This is a genomic window from Pseudoalteromonas thalassia (assembly GCF_049257215.1).
GTDB lineage: Bacteria > Pseudomonadota > Gammaproteobacteria > Enterobacterales > Alteromonadaceae > Pseudoalteromonas > Pseudoalteromonas lipolytica_C.
Window position 1 is genome coordinate 124,722 of sequence record NZ_JBMMUE010000002.1, and the last position, 20,248, is coordinate 144,969.

Below are 20,248 nucleotides of genomic sequence, written 5' to 3' on the forward strand. Positions count from 1 at the left end.
GGTGCCTACTATATAGAGTTACTTGAATAAGTCAAACACTATCGAAATTAAAACTCAAACTCTAAAGCCAAGCGAAAGCTATGGTCGCGGCCTGATTGCGATAATTCGCTTATAAATCCTGCTTCCCATTTTAATTGACGCTTCGCACTAAAACGATGCAAACCAATAAAACCAGGGCCCACACCAAAAAAGTCCTCGCCAGCATAAACCTCTATTGATGGCTGAAATGCAGAGCGATAACGATAACGGTACTGCAAACGGAACTCACTTTCCCATTCATTTTCTATATCAGCCCCCCACTCATACACTAAAAATGCATTCATAGTCAGGCTAGTACGACCAAACTCTTTTTCCCATAAAAAGCCAGTCGTCGCTTCGTATGCATCTATAGTGTGCTGCTTTTCAAGTTCAAATAGTGCCCCCCAATCTGCCCATAAACGCCCTTGTTCTACAAGTTGCCAACGTAACTCCACCTCATATGAAGATAAGCCAAAGTCACCGTTATCATCGCGCTCGCCAACTAAATACCCTTCAAGGCTCATGGTGTCGTTAATTGCACCACCAAAACCTGCCCGCTGTGCAAGCACATTACCGTTATCGGTTTGCCTAGACACTAAACGCCACTCAACTTCACGTTCAAAAGGTAACACGTAAGGGTGATATACTTTATCAACGACCATGCCATCTGCATGGACAACGTGTGCAAAGCAAATTGCAAACAGATAGCTAAAACTGATTATTAAGAACCGCATACAGGCTCCTTTTTATGTTTAACTTTTAGAGCGCGAGCCAAGGCAATAAATACGGCGCTCGCAATTACATATACCCAAAGCGCGGTTTTACTTGGCGTGGCTTCGTAACCGACTAAGGCTTTTAGCACCCGGCCAAGTTCTGAATTTTCGGCTAAAAAGTTGCGCCAATCTAGATAGCTTGAGGTCACATCAATTAAATCGACCTGACTCGCTAAATCAAGAAATATTAATAACTTTGCTGTTGCATTTAAGGCAAGCAATACAATCAATGGCTGCATTTTTGCTCGTCTGGCAACACTTTCCAGCAAAAAGAACAATAAAATACCAAAGCTGACACAAATTCCTATTCCTAGAAAAGTGCCAAGCAGTAAAGGCTCAGCAGCATCTTTATTGTGCCAAAAACTCACTAGGTAAATCATGTAATGGCTCAAATATAGGGTCATTGTTGCAATAAGAGCAGCGGCGGCGGCTACAGTGTTTTGTTGACAACTGATTAATGCCGCAACAAAAATCATGATACATAGCAACATTTGAATGAACTCTAAACCACGATGTTCAAACAACTGGCTCATCGATGCCGCACCTTGTACAAATAGCAAACTAATAATGGTGCCAATAGCAGCATATAGACCTAATTGTCGCTGATTAAGAGGTACTATCAACCTGAGTAACACCGCTAAAATCACAACCGGTAAAAGCTGATTAATGCTCATTAATAAACTAGTTATCAGCATTATCTACCTCCGTAGCCACAACCGTTCCTCGGGCCGTATTAGGCGAAAATTCGCCAAAAAAGTCATAACGGCCAGGACTCAGTGGGCCGATATAAATCACACTTGTGCGCCCCGGGTAAAGCACTTTTTCGCGGTTTAAATCAAAGCTATCGAACTCTTCAGGAGTGTTATCTTGATTTTCGATGAGTAAACGTAGCTTTTTATTGGCAGGTACTTTTATTTCAGCGGGATAAAACAAATGATCTTTTAAGATCAGTTTGTATTCTTTGGCACAAGCAAGCCAAGATGACATACACAGCAACATAGACAGTGCAGCAATCCATTTATTCACTGACGTCTCCTTGCATAAAGGACACGCTCACTCGCAAGCCGCCAAGGTGGCTGTCTGCTAAAGCAATATCAGCGTTATAAATCGATACTATGTGTTCAACAATGGCCATACCAAGCCCTGCTCCTTGCTCACCCGATGGATGTTTATCACCACCCACGCGATAAAAGCGATTAAAAATGCGCTGTTTTTGAGCTTCATCAATACCGGGTCCCGAGTCATCTATTTGCCAGATAAAACGATTGTTTTCGGTTTTCAGGGTAATACAAATCTCTCCCACAGCTGGGGTGTATTTTATGGCGTTACTCAGTAAATTGCCAAACAAAGTAATCAAGGTAAATTCGTCACCAGCAATAATAAAATCATCGCCATCAATGCTGATGGTATGCTCTTTTTCGTCTATACGATCATAAAGTTGTGCAACAACTTGCTGGCTAATTTCTAACACCGACACTGAACTAAATTGCGCCTGCCATTGCTCTGGATAAGTCCGCCCTAAAATTAGCATCTGCTCGACGATATTGCTTAACTTATCAACGCCTTTTTCCATCGCATCAAGCTCAACACTATCGACACCTTGGGCAACTAAATTATGCACATTTATTTTTAAACTACTCAGCGGTGTGCGCAGTTCATGGGCTGCATCAGAGGCAAAAAAGCGCTCTCGTAAATAGGCACTTTCAACCCGTTTGAATAGATCATTTAAGCGGCTAATTACGGGTTTTATTTCTTGCTCTGGGGTTTGCCAAGGGATAGCCGTAAAGTCATTTGCTTGACGATGTTTAAGTTGATTCGACAACCGAGTTAGTGGCGCAAGCCCTTGTTTTACAAACACACTAATAAGGAGGGCAAGGATAGGCACACTCCATAACAGCGGCGTCATGGCCGATAAAATGACAGTTTCGGTTAGCGCCACTCGCTTACTCAAAGGCTCTGCAATAAGCACTCGCTTATTACCTTCGCTTAAGCGATACACTTTGACTCGTTGCCCGGCCAAGTTTTCAACGCTAAACCCACTTTGCCACTGACTTTGATTTATAGCGTTATTCTGCAATGACTTTGAGCTTGAGGCCAAGCTGTCATCAACCCAAACTTGAAATAATAACTGCGGTAAATCACTCGTATAAGCCGGGGTTTCATTACTGAGTGGTTGTTCGATTAACACATGCGCCAACGTTACCAGCTCGTTATCGAGCAGCGCTTCAGCCTGATTCATGCTTTCACGATAACCTTTTGTAAAAGCCAAAAAACAGGTTAGGATCACCATGGATAAGATAAGTAATGTCAGCCTTTTACGAATTGACACTATCGTTTACCCACCACATAACCAATACCACGCAAGGTTTTAATAAACTCTTTTGGGAATTTTTTACGCAAGTGATGAATGTGCACTTCGATGGTATTTGACCCCACCTCTTCGCCCCATTCGTAAAGTTTACTTTCTAACTGCTGTTTTGATTGCACGCGACCTTGGTTTTCTAGCAAGGCTTTAAGGAGCATAAACTCTTTGCGCGGCAAGTTTACCGGCTCATCTTGAAATCTTACGGTAAATGCGGCGGTGTCCATTTCAACATTGCCAACTTTTAAGGTGCTGGTTTGAGCTTGGGTCAATCGCCGACTAGCAACCCGAAGACGTGCAAATAACTCTGCGGGATCAAAGGGTTTTGCAAGATAATCATCAGCGCCTAAATCTAGGCCCATAACTTTATCATCAATACTACCGCGAGCGGTTAAAATCACCACCGGCAGGTTTTTACGATGCTTTTTGATGTGCTTTAGAATGTCGATGCCATCACCGTCTGGTAGTCCTAAATCAAGGACTACCAGCTCAATTTCATCATTTTGCAGCCATTGCATCGCTGACTTAACGGTTGCACTGTGTTCAACACTATAACCTTGTTGACGTAAAGAACGACACAGGCCTTCTGCCACTAAGTGGTCGTCTTCAACGAGCAATAAATGCATAGCTTATCTCTTTAATTTTTTCTCTACCTTAGCCAATAGTTTAGTAATTTCTTGTTGGCGGTAAAGGTCTGCCTTTGGTCTATCAGGGCGCGCTGGCGCTTGCTGAGCTACTAATAAAAATTCTTTAGCTGACTGATACTTATGCTCATCATATAAAAATGACGCATATAAATAATTACTATCGATTCCATAAGGATTTAGCTCAAGGGCTTTTTTAAACAGTTTTTTGGCTTCATCATCATCACCAAAGCCAATTGGCCAACCTGGCACTTTGCCGTATAAAGTTGCCAAACTTGTATAGGCCGAACCATTCAGTGCTTGTGGATCAAGCTTAAGCGCTTTTTCAAATTGTGCTTTGGCATCTTTAGCAAGACCCAGCGCACCTAATCCCCCTTTCGCACCTGCATAGCTCGATAACACGATACCGTACCAAATATGGCTTGCCGCTTGCTGATCGTTTGCTTTTGTAAACTCTGCGGTTTCATTCGCTAACTTTTCAAAGGCATCTAGCTGCGCATCGTCAACTAATTCGTAATTAACCACAGCCCATTGCTTTTGCACCGAACTTAAATCGCTATTAAAGTCGGCTTTTGCAGGCGCAGCCATGATAACAGCTATCATCATTAGAGCTTTAAAATTTAGTTTAGTCATAATCATTCACCTTAATCAATTTAGTTGGCAAAAAAACTTTTAATTTTAGGAAGTTGTTTTGCAATTGCGTTATCAACTAATGATGGAAATGCCCCGTTAATACGAGCAAATAATGTTTCTGGGAAGCCGATAAAACGGCGACGTTTTTTGGATTTAATTAAATCTATTAATGCATCAGCCACTTTTTCAGGCGGGTCCATGGTGTTACCCAACTCTTTGTTCATCGCACGTACCTGCGGCGAATTAATCGCGGTATCGGTGGCACGAGGTGCTAAGTACAATACTTTCACATCACTGTGACTAAGCTCTCTGGCAAGGGCTTCAGTCATTCCTCTAAGGCCAAACTTGCTGGCACAATACAAGGTTTGATATGGATATCCGATGCTGCCAAATGATGAACCTATATTCACAATCGTGCCTTTATTACGGGTAATTTGTGGTAAAAACAGCTGACACAATTTAATAGGTACATTTAGATTAATATTTAACAGATGATCAATTTGCTGCTCGCTTATTTCACTAAAGCCTTGCATCACATTAACGCCCGCGTTATTGATAAGCAGCGTTGCGCCGCCAATTTGCTGGGCAAACTTAGCAAGATCATTGCGAGATTCACTGTTACTAAGGTCGGCTTGAAAATACTCAGCGTCATTGCCGCACTCCAATTGCAATGCAGCAAGTTGCTTTATATTTCGGCCTACCAATAATACACGCCAACCTTCTTTTGCAAGGCGAAGGGCAATAGCACGGCCAATGCCCCCTGTTGCACCGGTTAGCACACACACTGGGCTACTCATGCGCTTTGCTCCAAGTCAGCCTCGCTAAAGAAAGGTTCTGAATCGAGGTCACGGAAAATATTGCCGTACAGTTTATAAAAACATTTTGCGGCGTGAATAATCGCTTGCTGATCGTCCTCGTTATCTATTTTGTTCATCAGATTTTCGAAAAACTTCACGTGTTCAATATCAAGAGCGCCATGCGAGGTAAGGTAGGTAAACGCCTTTTTAGGTAAACCTACAACCTCACGGATTTGCCCCGCTGCATTATCGGCTAAGGCAATCGAGGTGCCTTCAAGCACATGCACCATGCCAAAGAAGGCCAATGGGTTACCGCGATTAATTGTATCGTAGGCATACGACACCATTAATTCAGTCGAAAATTGTGGACGAGAATGACGCACTAACTCTTTATCAAAACCACAGGCTGCAATATCGTTTAGCACCCATTCTTGGTGGCCTAACTCTTCTTCGATGTATTCTGCAACAGCTTCGCGCAACCACTCTTGTTTATCGCTTAGCTTTGCGCCTACAGCCATTAGCAGTGGCACGGTGTGTTTAACATGATGATAAGCTTGCGTTAAGAACGATGCGTATTCACTCAGGCTGACTTCACCTTTAAAAACGCGGCTAATAATTGGCGCAGCTAAAAGGTAGTCGCGCTCTTTCTGTGTTTCGGCTTGTAATGTATTGAAAAATTGACTCATGCTCGTCGCCTCTTGATAAAATGCTGAAATCTCTGTAGCAAAAAATTGATTAATAACATCGCGTTTGGGGCGATTATTGCTGGTTAATAAACCTTGCGTGTGGCTCATAGGCTCTGCCATTCGATGCCACTTTTTGATCTGTGCGTATTCGGGTAGTTGCGCGTTTTGTGCCGCAATATGAGCAGCAAGTTCATCGTCACTCATCGCTTGGTTTGCATAGATAAGCGCAGCTAAAAATGCTTGGCCTTCGCCAATCACCACTGCTTGTTGTACCTGGCTGTGGCTAAGCAATAACGACTCTGGCCACTCGGCACTGATATTGCGCCCAAAGCTGGTGATCAGCTGATTTTTCAAGCGACCTTGAATAACCAAGCGGCCTGCTTGCTCAGTGACGAGATCGCCAGTTGCATACCAATCGTCGGCACTTTGCGCTGCTTGACCTAAGTACCCTAAAAACAATGAGCCTTTGATATAAAGCTGACCATTTTCAATTTTGTATTGGATATGTTTGAGAACTCGCCCTGCGGTGTCGATGTCGTCATCATCGCGCGTGTTTAGGCTCACCACCGATGAAGACTCAGACAAACCATAGCCTTGATAAACCGGTAAACCGAACTCTCGGGCTTGCTTAATAAGTGCTTGGCTTACAACCGCGCCACCCACTGCAATAAACTTTAAGCTTTTAGGTGCTTGCCAGCCTTGCTTTGCAAAAGCCACTAAACAAGTCAGCAACTCAGGCACTAAAATAAGGGTATTTGGCTCAGTGCGTTCAATGGCTGCTATTAATTTATGTGGCTCAAGTAACTGTGCGCCAGAAAACCCAAGTTCAGCTAAAGGCACTAAGTTAACTGTGCCACCCGCTAATAGCGGCGCATACACACCGGCTAAATTCTCAAGCAAAACCGGTAACGGCAGTAAACACAAATGGTTTGGTTTTTCTAAACCAATGCTTTGATAAAGTGATGTTGCCACCTGCAATTGACTCTCAAGCGATAAACACACACCTTTTGGTGTACCCGTTGAGCCCGACGTAAAGGTAATCTTTTGCGTGTTTGCAAAATAAGGAACTGGCTGTGTATTAGTCAATTGATAGACATATAAAGGGTAATGCTTACATACATCGACTAACGCCACTAACCTTACATGCTCACCTTCGTAAGCGCGGTCACATACAAATAGCCCTGCCCCACTGTTTTGCAAACCAAACGCTATTTGCTGAGCCGTAAAAAACGTTGGTAGCGGAATTGCCACTCTTTTAAGTTCGCTAAGCGCAGCTTCTAATACACACCAAGCAGGTGTGTTATCTAATTGATAGGCGACACCCTCAGCATTAAACTCAACCAAAGTAGCTAACAGACGAGTTACTTGTTCAGTAAAATCTTGTTTAGTTAGTGAGCGCACACCATTACTTTCATGGCAAACCATTAAGGTATCGCTATCTTTGTGTGGTAACTGTGTTAACCAGCTCATAGCGCCTCCAAATAAACAGCCAATTCAAGGGATGACTGTAAACACTGCTGTTTAATATTGAATAAAACTGGGGTGTTTAATACACGTTGATGTGCTTCGTTTAGGTCAACCACACAAATGGTTGGTTGGTTGTCGTAATAGCTACCCCAGCTTGCTGGATCTTGGAGTGCTTGTGCATTTGCAACACCGATTTCTTTGCAATTAACACCTAGCATTTTTAATAGCGCTCTGACTTTACGGGTTGCACAAAACACTAAATATTTTGCTCCCGCTTGGTAGAGTGCTTCGTTCATTAAAACAAAATGTGCCAAGGTGGCTTTTCGATGCGTTGAGCATAAATTACCTAACTCAAAAATGTGCTCACGCTTGGCACCGACAAAGTGCTCAATAGACACAGGGAGGTATTGTTCAATAAACAAAGGTTGTGATGCAGAGCGAAGACCTAACGTACATACTTCATCATCAACATTCAGCTCACAAAGAAGCGGCATGAACTGCGAAATTTTCGCATCATAAGCTGCAGCAAAACCTTGCTTAATATTACTCTCAAGACGGTCGCGGAACTGACCTCCTTCACGCGTGCAAACAAAGGCAGGCTCTTGAAATTGAGTTTGATGTGATTGTTGAACTGAAAGCATAATTGTTCGCTCCACTTAGGTTATGTGTAAAATTTATCGAGCGAAACTTAAATAAAACTTAAGAAAAATTAATTTTTATAAATATTTTTCAACCTCATGAAATTTAATGTTTTAATTTTTATAAAAACAAAAATGCCAGTCTAAACGACTGGCATTTTAATGCTTAAATTAACGTATACTTTGATTACTTAACGATGGTCATCTCTTTAAGTAGATTTTGAGCATTATCAACTTTATCCATCACCCACAACATGTATCGTGAATCAACGTGAATCGAGCGGTTTAAGTTTTCATCGTAATCCCAATCACCAATAATACTTTCGTAAACACCATCAAATAACAAACCAACTAGCTCAGCATTACCATTTAATGTTGGTGAACCTGAGTTACCACCTGTGGTATCTACATTTGATAAAAAGTTAACCGGAACCGTATTCATACCGCCTGTGTAATCGCCATAAAGCTTTTGCTTAATTAACTCATTTTGCTTTTCTGGTGAGTTGAATGGTTCAACACCGGTATTTTTAGCAAGCAGGCCTTCTAAAGATGTAAAGGGGGTTGCCACTAAGCCATCTTGCGGTGAATAGCCGCCTACCGTGCCGTAAGTTACACGCAAGGTGCTGTTAGCATCAGCATAAACAGGCTTATTAAGTGCCTTGTTATAAGCGATAATTGCTTCCATTAATGCAGGGCGAGCAGCTTGCTGTTTACCAGCCAGCTCTTTTTTCGCATCTTCAATGTCTTTAGTAACGGCAAAAACAGCCTGAGCGTATTGAATGAATGGATCGCTACTTTGCTTTAACTGAGCAAGGTCAAGTTCTGTCATCCATAAACGTTTGCTTTCATCTGCAAGAACCGATTTAGCATACATATCATCAAGTAACGCTTGTTGTTTTTGTTTATCAAAACCATTGGTTAAACCAAGCGCTTTATCTACCTCTGCAACTCGCTCATCGTTTGGTAAAGCTGCATATTGCTCAATAAAGTACAATAAAATGGCTTTATCAACGGTTTCATCATAACGACGACTCATGCTTTCTAGGCGTGATTTAATGCGCGGCATATCACGCTCTTGATAACCGCTTTCGCGCTCAGCATCTGGCTTTTGTTTTTCATAAGCTAAACGATACAGCATACGAGCCGATGACATCATTTGTGAGCGGTGTACGTAACCTAACATACGGTCACGTTGGTTGTGCTCTTGAGACTCAGCAACTAACGCCGTTAAATCAGCAAGTACATGTCCGTATTTAGCTTTGCGCTTACTATCTTCATTGATCCACGCAGTGAGATCTTTTTCAAATTGTTGCTTACGGCTATACATTGAACCTTTGTTAAAGCTCTCAATCATTGAGCCATAGTTTTTAATGTAGTTGTTGTAACCCGCAATCGTACTTTCATAAGCAATACGTGCCTCTGAACCATCAGGGGCATTTTCTTCAATTAATGAGACATATTTAGAATTATATTTACGCGCTAATGGGTAGGCTGTGTTAAACACGTAATCAACTTCAGGCGAAATACGGTAGCGGTTTGTGCTGCCCGGATAACCGGTAACCATCACAAAATCGCCTTCTTGTACGCCTTTAGCGCTTACTTTTAAAAACGCATCACTCTGGTACGGTACGTTATCTTCTGAATATTCAGCAGGCTTGCCATCTTTGCCAACATACGCGCGATAGAACGAGAAATCACCGGTGTGGCGCGGCCACATCCAGTTGTCAATATCGCCGCCGTATTTACCTACGCCCATAGCGGGTGCATAGGCTAAACGTACATCTTTAATTTCTAGCGCTTTAATTAAGTAATATTCAAGACCACCGTGGAAGGTATACACATTACAGCGGTAGCTTTGGTCTTGCTCACACTCACTAACAAGTGCTTTTTCATTTGCTTCAATGGCATCAAAGCGTGCTTTACCTGTTAGCTGTTCAGTACCTTTGTTTACTTTATCGGTAACTTCTGTCACTTGCTCTGTCACATAAACACGAGAACCCGGCGCTGCAGGTACTTCTTCGCCCGTTGTTTTAGCTAAAAAGCCATTTTCTAAAATGTTATTTTCGGTGGTTGAATTATATTGAATCGAACCATAGGCACAGTGATGGTTTGTTACAACTAAGCCTTTTGGTGAAACAAACGAAGCTGTACAACCACCAAGGCTAATTACTGCGTTCATCGGAAACTCGGTCAATTTTGAAATTGACTCAACATCAATGCTTAAGCCTTTCGCTTTTAGGATAGATTCAAGTTCTGGTAGCTGGTGAGGTTGCCACATGCCTTCGTCGGCAACAGCAACATTTGCTACAGCCAGACCCACTGCAGCAGCAATAAATTTAAAACGCATAGTCGTCCTTTATATTTGTTATGTTTATCTTTTTAGCGCTCTTATCATTATCATTGTGCTAGCCAATAGCAATAATTTGCGACCGCTAATGTCAAAGTTTGTAAACCAAATAAGGCTGTATGGCCTAATACTTAGACTCATAAACCACAGCATTGTGGCCGTGTAAGCTTTCTTGATGCTCTACTTTAAATTGGTAATCAGTAATACCTGGCATGGTTTCGAAGCACTGCTTTAGCCGCCTTGCTGCATCTTCGCAAAATAATAAGTTTTTTGCGTTAAGGGCGGCAAATGCTTGTTCATCTTCACGCTTAACGGCGGTTTGCACTGGGGTCCCTATGGCTTGCTCACAGACTGTGATAAAGCCACTAATATCCGGAAGCTTTTCGCTACTAAAAGTGACATCGATATACGCATATGAGCGCTGGCTATGAGGGGTTGCAATAGAGCCCTGTTCACTTGTGAGCCAATTGATTAAAGATGCTTTATCAATAGCGGCATCGCTAAACTGTTTATCGACCGCTTCGCCCAAAAGCTGCCTCGATAATGCCGCTGAACATGGGCACGTGCTGCTATAGGCAATATCGACTTTTAAGTTAATGGTAAGTGATTGCTGCTTCGTGATAGTTAAAACTACAGGGTAAGCATTGTAACCGCAATGGTCGCTCAGGAGCGCTGCTTTTAGCTCTGGTAAATCAAAATGCAGCACCAGTTTTACGCTTTTACTTAAGTCTTTTTGTGATGCTAAAACGGCATTCATAAACTCACTAACACGCTGACTGGTTAAGCTTTGTTTAGCCAATAGCTGATTAAGTAGTAAATAGAGACGCGACATATGAATACCTTTTGCATCGCTATCAAGGCTGACAAAAATATCTGCTTTGGCATTAAGGTGCGCATCAACATGAGGTTGTGCAAGTTTACAAGGTAATGCGATACCTTCCATGCCAACCCATTTTAAAGGTGATTGAAAATCTGTATTAGAGTGCGAGGTTATATCGGGTAATTGCATATCAACTTCTTGTATTATTTATATTTATTGCTAAAGCATCAATTCTGATGAACTGAATAAATGCTATCGCACCAAAGAAAGTGATACAATATAACATTATAAAACTTTATCAAGAGCTAATTTTTGGACCTTTCACACCATCATTGTCATGCAGCTATAAACGTAAGGACGAACTTGCATTATGAGTATTAATTTTAAACAGTATCTGATAACAATTTAGCTTGAGAAGTCGAAAAAGATACGCTGACATTTACGAAAATTAACCACTTATCGCAGCCAATAATCACCTTATCGCAACGAATGAGATTATTGCTATCGATACACAGTATGCTCTATATATTAACCGCAAAGTTATATCAGCCTCACTCATGCACACATTCGTGCCATCTTTGTGTAATCTCATACTAACAACCAACACTAGGATGACATAAAGTGCTGACATAACGTTATATCGGTACAATTACTTTAAAAAATGACAAGAGAAACACTATGAAACACCTATTCGCAACCGCGATCAGCTCAGCGTTATTACTAACGGCCTGTTCTGAGCCTCAAACTACAGCTGATACGCGTAAAACTGAACAAACAGCAGAAGTAACTGCAGCTGAACAAGCAAACCCACTATTTGTTAAAAGTGCACTGCAATACGAGGCGCCTGATTTTAGCCTTATTAAAGATGAACACTTTATGCCAGCTTTCAATAAAGGCATGGCAGAGCAAATGGCTGAAGTACAAGCTATCATCGACAACCCTGCAAAGCCTGATTTTGCCAATACTGTTGTTGCTCTTGAAAAAAGTGGTGAGCTGTTAACCCGTACTCGTAGCATTTTTTATAACTTAGCAGGCAGTGACTCAAACCCTGCTCGCCGTGAAATCCAAAAAGAATTAGCACCTAAGTTAGCATCACATAACGATAATATTTTTCTTAATAAAGCACTTTTTGAAAAAGTAGCAGCTGTTTATAACGATGCAGACAAACTAGCATTAACAGCCGAAGAAAAACGTTTACTTGATGTTTACTACAAGCGTTTTGTTCGCGCTGGTGCACAATTAAATGCCGAACAAAAACAGCAAATTCGTGATATCAATACTAAGCATTCAAGTTTAACGACGCAATTTTCGCAAAACTTATTAGCACTGACAAAAACAAATGTTGTTATTGTTGATGACAAAGCTGAGCTTGAAGGCTTACCTGCGGGTCAAATTGAACAGCTTGCTAATGCAGCAACGGAAGCTGGTCATGACGGCAAGTACTTAATTAAGATCACCAATACAACTCGCCAGCCTATATTAGCAACCCTTAAAAACCGTGAGTTGCGTGAAAAAGTATGGCGTGCATCGGCTGAGCGTGCGCTATCAGGTGAAAATAATAACCGCGATATCGTGGCAGAACTTGCTCATTTACGCGCTCAAAAAGCTAAATTATTAGGCTACGACAGCTGGGCTGATTTTGGTTTAGAGTCACAAATGGCGAAAAAACCTCAAGCAGTATTTGATATGTTTGCGAGCATGATCCCTGCATTAATGCAAAACGTTAATGCTGAAGCAGCGGCTATTCAAGCTAAGATCGATGAGTCTGGTGAACAATTTAAGCTACAGCCATGGGATTGGTTATTCTACGCAGAGCAAGTTCGCAAAGATAAATACAACCTAGACGAAAATGCAGTAAAAGAGTATTTCGAATTTAATCGTGTTCTTGAAGACGGTGTTTTTTATACAATGAACCGTTTATATGGGATTACTTTTAAACCACGTAGCGACTTACCAGTTTACCACCCTGATGTGAAAGCATATGAATTATTTGACGAAAATGGTAAAAGCCTAGCTATTTTCTATGCCGATTACTTTGCTCGTGAAGGTAAACGTGGTGGCGCTTGGATGAGCTCATTTGTGAAGCAGTCTGGTCTAAAAAATCAAAAGCCTGTAGTTGTGAATGTAATGAACATTCAAAAAGGCGCGAATGGTGAACCTACGCTTATCAGCTACGATGAAGCAACAACGATTTTCCACGAGCTAGGTCATGGCTTACACGGTATGTTCTCAAAAGTTAAATACCCAACACTTTCAGGTACTTCGGTATCACGTGACTTCGTTGAGTTTCCTTCTACCTTTGAAGAAGACTGGGCAATGTACCCTGAAGTTATCGCTAACTATGCGAAACATCATAAAACAGGTGAGCCAATTCCTGATGAGCTACTTGAAAAAGTCATTCAATCTCGTAGCTTTAACCAAGGTTTTGATACCTTAGAGTATGTTGCTGCTGCACTACTTGATATGGAATGGCACTCACTTTCTGCTGATGCGCCACTACAAGACATTGAAAAGTTTGAAGAGCAAGCTCTTGCTAAGCACGGTGTTAACGTACCATTTGTACCACCACGTTATAAATCTGCGTTCTTCTCACACTCAATGGGCGGCGGTTATTCAGCTGGTTACTATGCTTATATGTGGAGTGAAATCCTAGCGGCAGACGCGTTTGCTTATGTTCAAGAGCAAGGTGGTTTAACTCGCGAAATGGGTGAAAAATACCGCAAAGAAATTTTAGAAGTAGGTAACTCGCGTGACCTGATGGAATCGTTTAAAGCATTCCGTGGTCAAGAGCCTGATACGTCTGCGTTGTTAAAACGCCGCGGCTTAAAAGCAACCGTTCAATAGCTTTAAGCTCTAAGCCGAATTGTGGGGTTATCGAGTATTGATAACCCCACAACATTTAACCTCTTTACTCTTCACGTAGGTTGGGTCGAACGAAGCGATACCCAACGTAAAGAACCTTCCAGCTATCAGTCTTCAGACGCGCGAAACAAGTTTCACGCCTACAAAAAGGGGCTAGGTTCTAGGACGCGATGTAAAATCTGCTACCTTGTATCTCGTATCTTGTATCTCGTATCTCGTATCTCGTATCTTGTATCTCGTATCTTTTATCTCGTATCTCTAAACTCGAAACTCGCTAACTTTACTCTCGCTAACTTAAAAACAAAAAAGCCCTTACAGCGGGCTGTAAGGGCTTTGTTATCACTATTTAAAAGTATTATTTACGTTTACGGCGACGGCCGATAAGCGCTAATGGTGCAAGTAGAAGCGTTAAGAAACCAAAGCTACCATTGCTAGATTTAGTTACTTTTTTCTCTTCTACTGGCTCAGCTTCGTTAGTTACAGCAACAGTGAACTGCTCTGAAACAGAATCTGTACCATCGCTCACTGTTACTTCAAATACTAACTCGTCATCGCTTGAGATAGCACCTGGCTTGAAGCCTAAAGTAGCCGTATCAGCACCTGTAAGCGTTGCTGTAGTACCGCTCACTTGAGTCCATGTGTAGCTCAGTGTGTCGTTGTTACGGTCTGTCGCTGCAACAGACACAGTACCTGAAGCCGATTCAGAAACCGTTTCATCACCAGAAACACTAATAATAGGAAGTGCGTTATCACATGCTAACGTATCACCAGCAATTACGTTCGAGAAGATTGGTGACGTTACATTGCTTACAGTCACATTATCAATCCACCAGCCGAACTCACGTACTGCGCTGTCTGATGAGATACGGAAGCGTAATTTTGCACGGTTACCGTTTAGTTCAGTACCAAAACGAATAGTTTCGTAGTTACCATAAACACCATTATCAATATTGTTACCTGTGAAGGTATCGCGATCTTGTAGTGCTTGTGCGTCATTTTCGATTAGTGGGCCGTCGTAACCAACATCAAATGAACCGCCCATTTCAGTAACATCAACCCAGTTACCACCGTTTACGCTGATTTCTACAACACCACCATCCCACTCGTTTTCGATTAGGTAGAAGTGCCAGAATGAAACTTCAAATTCACCTGCAAAGCCAATGTCGAACTCTCTTGACTCAATAGCAACATCTGACTGGAAGTCATTGTTGTTCAAGTACATTGTTTGCTCGCCAAGACCAAAACCAAAGCTGTTGAAGAAGTTAACATTACCGCCAGTTGCCATGCTTTGCGTGCCAACAGCTAAGTCATCACCTGTCATTACGTGCTCTTTCCAGTCGCGTAATGATGTACCTGCTACTTCCATATCATCAGCAGTTTGTGAGCTAACAGGTGCCTTGTCTTCAAAGTCCATGTTTACAAGGTAAGATACTGTATCGCTTAGAGCTTCAACGATTTCATCATCAGCAGAAAGCTCAGGGAATGACACTTCGATTTCAAGTGTATCAGCAGTGCCAGCATCGTTTAATGTGAACTTAATTGGCGCACTTGTTTGCGAAGCATACGGTGTTGTATCGTCAAATGTGATTAAGCCATCATTTTCAAATGTAACATCGTGGCCACTCACAACTGTTAATTGTGCTTGTGTACCTGTTAGTACTTCACTACCTGTATTCATGATGCTAACAGTTAAAGTACCTGTTTCACCCTTATCAAGAATGTTGTCGTTTGAACAATAACCAAGCTCAACACCATTGTAGCTTGCATTCATTTCAACATCTTTTAGGGTAAAGCTTGCAAGTTGCATTTTGTCAGACTCAACAACACCTGTTAAATCTTCACTGAAACGATCTGGCGCTTGAGCACCTAAGCCCATACCACGCTTAGCAAATGCACCTAAGATTAGTTTGTAATCTTCAGGGTCAACTGCATATGCAGCTGCTAAGATTGCATCACGTGCTTCTGTGTATAATGGTGCAACTGGTGTTAACTTGTAACCAGCAACTAGGTAGTTAGCCATACGGTTTTGAGCATCTTCAAAGCCGTGCTTGTTGATAAGCGCTACGTAGCTTTCCCAAAGCATGGTTGCCCAAATTTCACCTGCAGCATGTGGTGAAGCAACACTCGTTGGCGCAATACCTACATCATCACCAGCATCTTCAGTAATGTGACGGAAAGACAGTGGGTTAACGTCCATATTTGTTGAATATGGAACACGACGGATACCATAATAGAAGTCTTCTACGAAAGTACCGCTACCGTATGCTTTTTGGAACTTGTCGTTACCTGGGATGTTGATGTCATCTGCTTTCGCAATGAACATTAGTGAGTGGAAATCACCCCAACCTTCGCCCATCGCGCGACCTTGGAAGTTGATAAGACCCGATGAGTTACCCACTAAACGGTTACTGATATAGTGACCCCATTCGTGAGCAATAATACCGTTATCTAACGTACCGTCTTTTAACGTAGCTTTATTGAACATGTTAACAGTAACAGTTTCGCCTGCATCGATACCATCGTAAAGTGCATGACCGTCAGCAAAGTTAAGACCCATGTTAGGAATAAGCACTGCATCATCTTCACCACCCATTGGCGCTGGCTCATCAGTATCTGGGTTGTTATTCACAACAATTGCACCAATTGCACCCGCTTCTTGAGCGTGTAGTACTTTTGCAGTGAAGTTACAAGAACCACGGTCTACTAGCGCAATTTTACCAGCTAGTTCTGCTGCGTTTGTTGCAGGTTCACAACCATCAGTTACGCTACCAGAATCAACGTTATTATCGTCCACTAGACGAACAACTTCGCCAGCGATATCAGCAAATTGCATTTGACCAAAGCTAGATACTTTTGACGAATCTAGAAGACCAATTGTCGCGTCAGATGTTACAACCACACCATAGTCAATGCCTACTTTTGCATCTTTACTATTGTATAAATACATTTGCATGCGAGGGCTTGCACCATCTGCAGGCGTAGACATGTTTGCGTTGTTTAAACCGCTATTATCTTGTGCTTGCGCTTCGATTGGGTCGCCTTCAACACCGCCACGGCCGTAGTTCGATACTTGCGCAACATTTGATGTTTCGTCAAAACCATGGTCGTAGAAGAAATCGTGTAAGAAGTTGTTCATGTAGAACAAGTTAACGATTGCCGCTTTACGGTTATCGTAGCTGTTTGCTACTTGGTCAACTTGATAAGGGTAATCGAATGTAAAGTCTGATGTAGTTTCAGCAGTGAAGTCACCTTCTGTGTAACCTTGAGGTGCGATTACATCGGCATAAGCAAATACGTTGTTACCTGAAGTGGTTGTAGCATCATCAGCAAGCCACGGATCCATCGTGCTTAGTTTTTTATAGTAAGACAAACTTACAAGTGGTGCATCTAGGATTTCAGTTTCATCGATTTGATCTGGACCATCAGCTGGGATCACGTCGCCATGAGGACCTTCCCACGGATAACCATCTTCATCAGCCCATACACGGTAGTTAAAGTCTGCCGCGTGTGCTTTTAAGTCTTTCTTGAAATAAACTTTGCTGTTTTGTGCGCCAATAACGTAGCTGAAATAATCGCTTTCTAGGCTGTTTTTATCAGCAACTTCTACTTCAACGTAGTATGCAGATTGCAACTCGCCTGCTACTTCAAAGAATACTTTCTTAGCACGTGGCTGGCCTAGTACAATTTTGTCACCAGTTTGGTTAGACACATTGTACTTAACATAGTCGCCTTGTTCAGTTGATTTAGTTAGCGATACGTCGATATCAGCAAGTTCTTTAATCGCACGTTTAATGCTTTGCTCCGCGCCAACAAATTCAGCAAGTGGTGCGAACGATTTGGTTGCACTAGCGCTTGTGTTTGCAAAGTAGCCAGAACCTGCAACTAGGTTATACTCTTTGTCCATGATCAGGTTGTATTCACGGTTGAATACTTCAATGTCATGTACTTTTTGCTTGTATTTAGCTGTGATTGAACCAAGCTTCTGCTCAGATAAATCAGTTAGTACGGCGCTTGATACACCTTTTTTCAGAGCGCTAACGCCCGTTAAAGCATTTAGATAAAAATCAGCAGCGTATGCATTGCGCTGCTCAGGAAGGATCATCGCCATGTCTGGCTTAGCTTGACCTACCGCATTCCAAAGGAACGTAGCTTTACCTAATTGCTCATCGAAAATTGATTTGTGTCCTGATACAGTACGACGCTCAGCTAATGCACGTTGCTGAGATACTTGAGGATTAAACTGTACTTGAGAACTAACACTTGATGCGTTGTAAAAGCGAGTTTGTTCACTTGCTTGTAATTGAGTTGATGCCAAGATAGCCGTTACCATAGTTGCAACAGCAGTTACTTTAAATTGAGACATTCCTTACGTTCCCTATTGTTATATTTTTATTTTCGGTTAACAATCATAACCAAAGCCAATGTACCTAATCTGGCAATCAAAAGACAGAATCAATTGTAAACAAAAGTAACGAACAAACAGGTCAATAATGAATAAAGCAATTAATATACAGTTAGTTACACTAGTGCTAATACTCTTATCAGGCTGTCAAAAAAGTGAAATATCCGCACAAGATAGCTCGCAACACTCAGCAAGCAGTTCACAAAAAGAACAAGTTTTAGATAAAGATGTTAAAAAAGTGGTCGAGATTAACAAACAAAAACCAATTAACGCTTTTAGCAATAATGGCGAAAAAATTACCTTTGCCGCGCCTACTTTAACCAAAGGCACTGAAGTATTTAATCACGCGATGAAAGAGCCTGGTATTGCTACCGGCGCTATCTATTTAACTCTCAAAGATAATAGCTTACCGGTAGAGCTTAGCAGCCAATACACGTTAAAAAAAATGACCAACAAAACATATCGATACCTTGCTGAAAAAGATACTGATTTATTAAAAGTGCAAGACGTTTTTAAACAAAATGCCAATGTCGATATTGTTGAAATTAAAGTTGATTATTCACCGATAAAAGAGGTGATGTAGAAGCTGTCAGCCTTCAGCTATCAGCCGTCAGACGCGCGAAACAAGTTTCACGCCTACTTGTAGCAGCGGGTTTATCCCGCGTCATCATGCGCTAGGTTCTAGAAGGAGCTGTCAGCCTTCAGCTATCAGCCGTCAGATGCGCGAAACAAGTTTCACGCCTACTTGTAGCAGCGGGTTTATCCCGCGTCATCATGCATTAGGTTCTAGAAGGAGCTGTCAGCCTTCAGCTATCAGCCGTCAGACGCGTGAAAGAAGTTTCACGCCTACTTGCCGCAGCGGGTTTACCCCGCGTCATCATGCGCTAAGTTCTAGAAGGAGCTCTCAGCCTTCAGCTATCAGCCGTCAGACGCGTGAAACAAGTTTCACGCCTACATCAAACCGTAGGCGTCATGCTTGCATGGCGTGTCTAACATTCAACGCCATTTAATCAAGCTAACTCAACATTCAAAAACAACACTTTTCGGCTTAAACTTACAGCTGAAAGCTTAAAGCTGTTTTACCTACTCCACCACAAAATCAAAATAGGTAGCGGGGTATGCTTGAGGTTGATAGGTAAAGTGCCACCACTCCATTGAATAAGGGGCGAAACCGGCATCAGTCATGAGGGTTTTTAGTTTATATCGATTGGCTTTTTGTTCTGCGCTTATGCGCGGGTCGTCGGTGTTTGACAGGGTGTCGAACATATCAAAGGGTGAGCCCATATCGAGCTCTTTGCCTTTTGCATCGACTAAAGTTAGATCAATTGTTGAGCCACGGCTGTGGCCCGATTTAGCGGCGATATAATCACCTAGTAGCTTATCTTTGCCTAGATTTGGATAAAACTCAGCTTTAGTGCGGGTATCCTCTAAATCGTTCACCCAACGCACAAAATGATCGACTGCTCGTTGTGGTCGATAGCAATCAAATACCTTTAAGCTTAGCCCTTCATTTTGAGCGGCATTTTGTACTTTTTTAAGGGCTGTAGCAGCACTATTATGTAATAAACATTTAGGTGCATTGTAGCCATCTATAGGTTTGCCAACAAAATTATGATGACCAAAATAACGAATATCCAACACTGCATTCGGTATCAATACGCCTACATCAATAAACTCGCTGCGCTTGTCGTCATCCGAGTTTGCGTAAACATTATTACCCCATGTCAGAGCAACGCTTGCAAACATAATTGGTTTTATTAATCGAGCGAGTAAAGTAAATGCCATATCGATTTGTCCGT

General features: G+C 42.0%; 15 protein-coding genes and 1 pseudogene. 2 read left to right on the forward strand and 14 right to left on the reverse strand.

Features of this window, described 5'->3' with window-relative positions; all coding sequences use genetic code 11:
- Nucleotides 1–47 precede the first annotated feature (47 nt).
- From AAEU31_RS02960 to folE2, 12 genes and pseudogenes are all read right to left on the reverse strand, one after another.
- Complete coding sequence (locus AAEU31_RS02960) at nt 48–752, reverse strand: hypothetical protein (RefSeq protein WP_135926697.1); 705 nt, start codon at nt 750–752, stop codon at nt 48–50.
- Nucleotides 740–1,486 (reverse strand): iron transporter, encoded by a 747-nt coding sequence (locus AAEU31_RS02965; RefSeq protein WP_421966381.1) that lies wholly within the window; start codon nt 1,484–1,486, stop codon nt 740–742. The genes AAEU31_RS02960 and AAEU31_RS02965 overlap by 13 nt, the downstream gene beginning before the upstream one ends.
- Nucleotides 1,473–1,790 (reverse strand): cupredoxin domain-containing protein, encoded by a 318-nt coding sequence (locus AAEU31_RS02970; protein WP_199527545.1) that lies wholly within the window; start codon nt 1,788–1,790, stop codon nt 1,473–1,475. The genes AAEU31_RS02965 and AAEU31_RS02970 overlap by 14 nt, the downstream gene beginning before the upstream one ends.
- 19 nt (nt 1,791–1,809) lie before the next feature.
- On the reverse strand, nt 1,810–3,030 hold the full coding sequence (locus tag AAEU31_RS02975) for an ATP-binding protein (protein ID WP_421966382.1): 1,221 nt from the start codon (nt 3,028–3,030) through the stop codon (nt 1,810–1,812).
- A gap of 89 nt (nt 3,031–3,119) precedes the next feature.
- Nucleotides 3,120–3,779 carry a response regulator transcription factor gene (locus AAEU31_RS02980; RefSeq protein ID WP_421966383.1) on the reverse strand — a complete coding sequence of 220 codons (660 nt, stop codon included), beginning with the start codon at nt 3,777–3,779 and terminating at the stop codon, nt 3,120–3,122.
- Nucleotides 3,780–3,782: 3 nt separating this feature from the next.
- The gene (locus tag AAEU31_RS02985) at nt 3,783–4,430 is read right to left on the reverse strand and encodes a tetratricopeptide repeat protein (RefSeq protein WP_138558404.1); all 648 of its coding nucleotides are present in this window, start codon (nt 4,428–4,430) and stop codon (nt 3,783–3,785) included.
- Between the two features lie 20 nt (nt 4,431–4,450).
- On the reverse strand, nt 4,451–5,227 hold the full coding sequence (locus AAEU31_RS02990) for an SDR family oxidoreductase (protein WP_135926692.1): 777 nt from the start codon (nt 5,225–5,227) through the stop codon (nt 4,451–4,453).
- Entirely contained in the window at nt 5,224–5,913 is a 690-nt protein-coding gene (locus AAEU31_RS02995) for an iron-containing redox enzyme family protein (RefSeq protein ID WP_212748200.1), read from the reverse strand. The genes AAEU31_RS02990 and AAEU31_RS02995 overlap by 4 nt, the downstream gene beginning before the upstream one ends.
- Nucleotides 5,914–5,925: 12 nt before the next feature.
- Nucleotides 5,926–7,383 (reverse strand): annotated as a pseudogene (locus tag AAEU31_RS03000) (AMP-binding protein); the annotation flags it as partial.
- The gene (locus AAEU31_RS03005; protein ID WP_135926691.1) at nt 7,380–8,021 is read right to left on the reverse strand and encodes a thermostable hemolysin; all 642 of its coding nucleotides are present in this window, start codon (nt 8,019–8,021) and stop codon (nt 7,380–7,382) included. The pseudogene AAEU31_RS03000 and the gene AAEU31_RS03005, both read right to left, overlap by 4 nt.
- A 184-nt stretch (nt 8,022–8,205) precedes the next feature.
- Nucleotides 8,206–10,365, reverse strand: a complete 2,160-nt coding sequence (locus AAEU31_RS03010; RefSeq protein ID WP_421966384.1) for a S46 family peptidase — start codon at nt 10,363–10,365, stop codon at nt 8,206–8,208.
- Nucleotides 10,366–10,489: 124 nt separating this feature from the next.
- Nucleotides 10,490–11,374 (reverse strand): GTP cyclohydrolase FolE2, encoded by an 885-nt coding sequence (gene folE2, locus AAEU31_RS03015; RefSeq protein WP_421966385.1) that lies wholly within the window; start codon nt 11,372–11,374, stop codon nt 10,490–10,492.
- A gap of 489 nt (nt 11,375–11,863) precedes the next feature.
- Here folE2 and AAEU31_RS03020 point away from each other — a divergent pair, with 489 nt between their 5' ends.
- A complete protein-coding gene (locus tag AAEU31_RS03020; RefSeq protein ID WP_421966386.1) occupies nt 11,864–14,029 on the forward strand; it encodes a M3 family metallopeptidase in 2,166 nt (721 codons plus the stop codon).
- Nucleotides 14,030–14,402: 373 nt separating this feature from the next.
- Here the strand turns inward: AAEU31_RS03020 and AAEU31_RS03025 are convergent, their stop codons facing one another.
- A complete protein-coding gene (locus AAEU31_RS03025) occupies nt 14,403–18,410 on the reverse strand; it encodes a rhombosortase-dependent M36 family metallopeptidase (RefSeq protein ID WP_421966387.1) in 4,008 nt (1,335 codons plus the stop codon).
- A 127-nt stretch (nt 18,411–18,537) separates the two neighbouring features.
- Here AAEU31_RS03025 and AAEU31_RS03030 point away from each other — a divergent pair, with 127 nt between their 5' ends.
- Nucleotides 18,538–19,032 (forward strand): serine protease external chaperone, encoded by a 495-nt coding sequence (locus AAEU31_RS03030; RefSeq protein WP_421966388.1) that lies wholly within the window; start codon nt 18,538–18,540, stop codon nt 19,030–19,032.
- 500 nt (nt 19,033–19,532) lie between these two features.
- On the opposite strand, the gene AAEU31_RS03035 is transcribed toward AAEU31_RS03030, so the two are convergent.
- Complete coding sequence (locus tag AAEU31_RS03035; protein WP_421966389.1) at nt 19,533–20,234, reverse strand: M15 family metallopeptidase; 702 nt, start codon at nt 20,232–20,234, stop codon at nt 19,533–19,535.
- Nucleotides 20,235–20,248 lie beyond the last annotated feature (14 nt).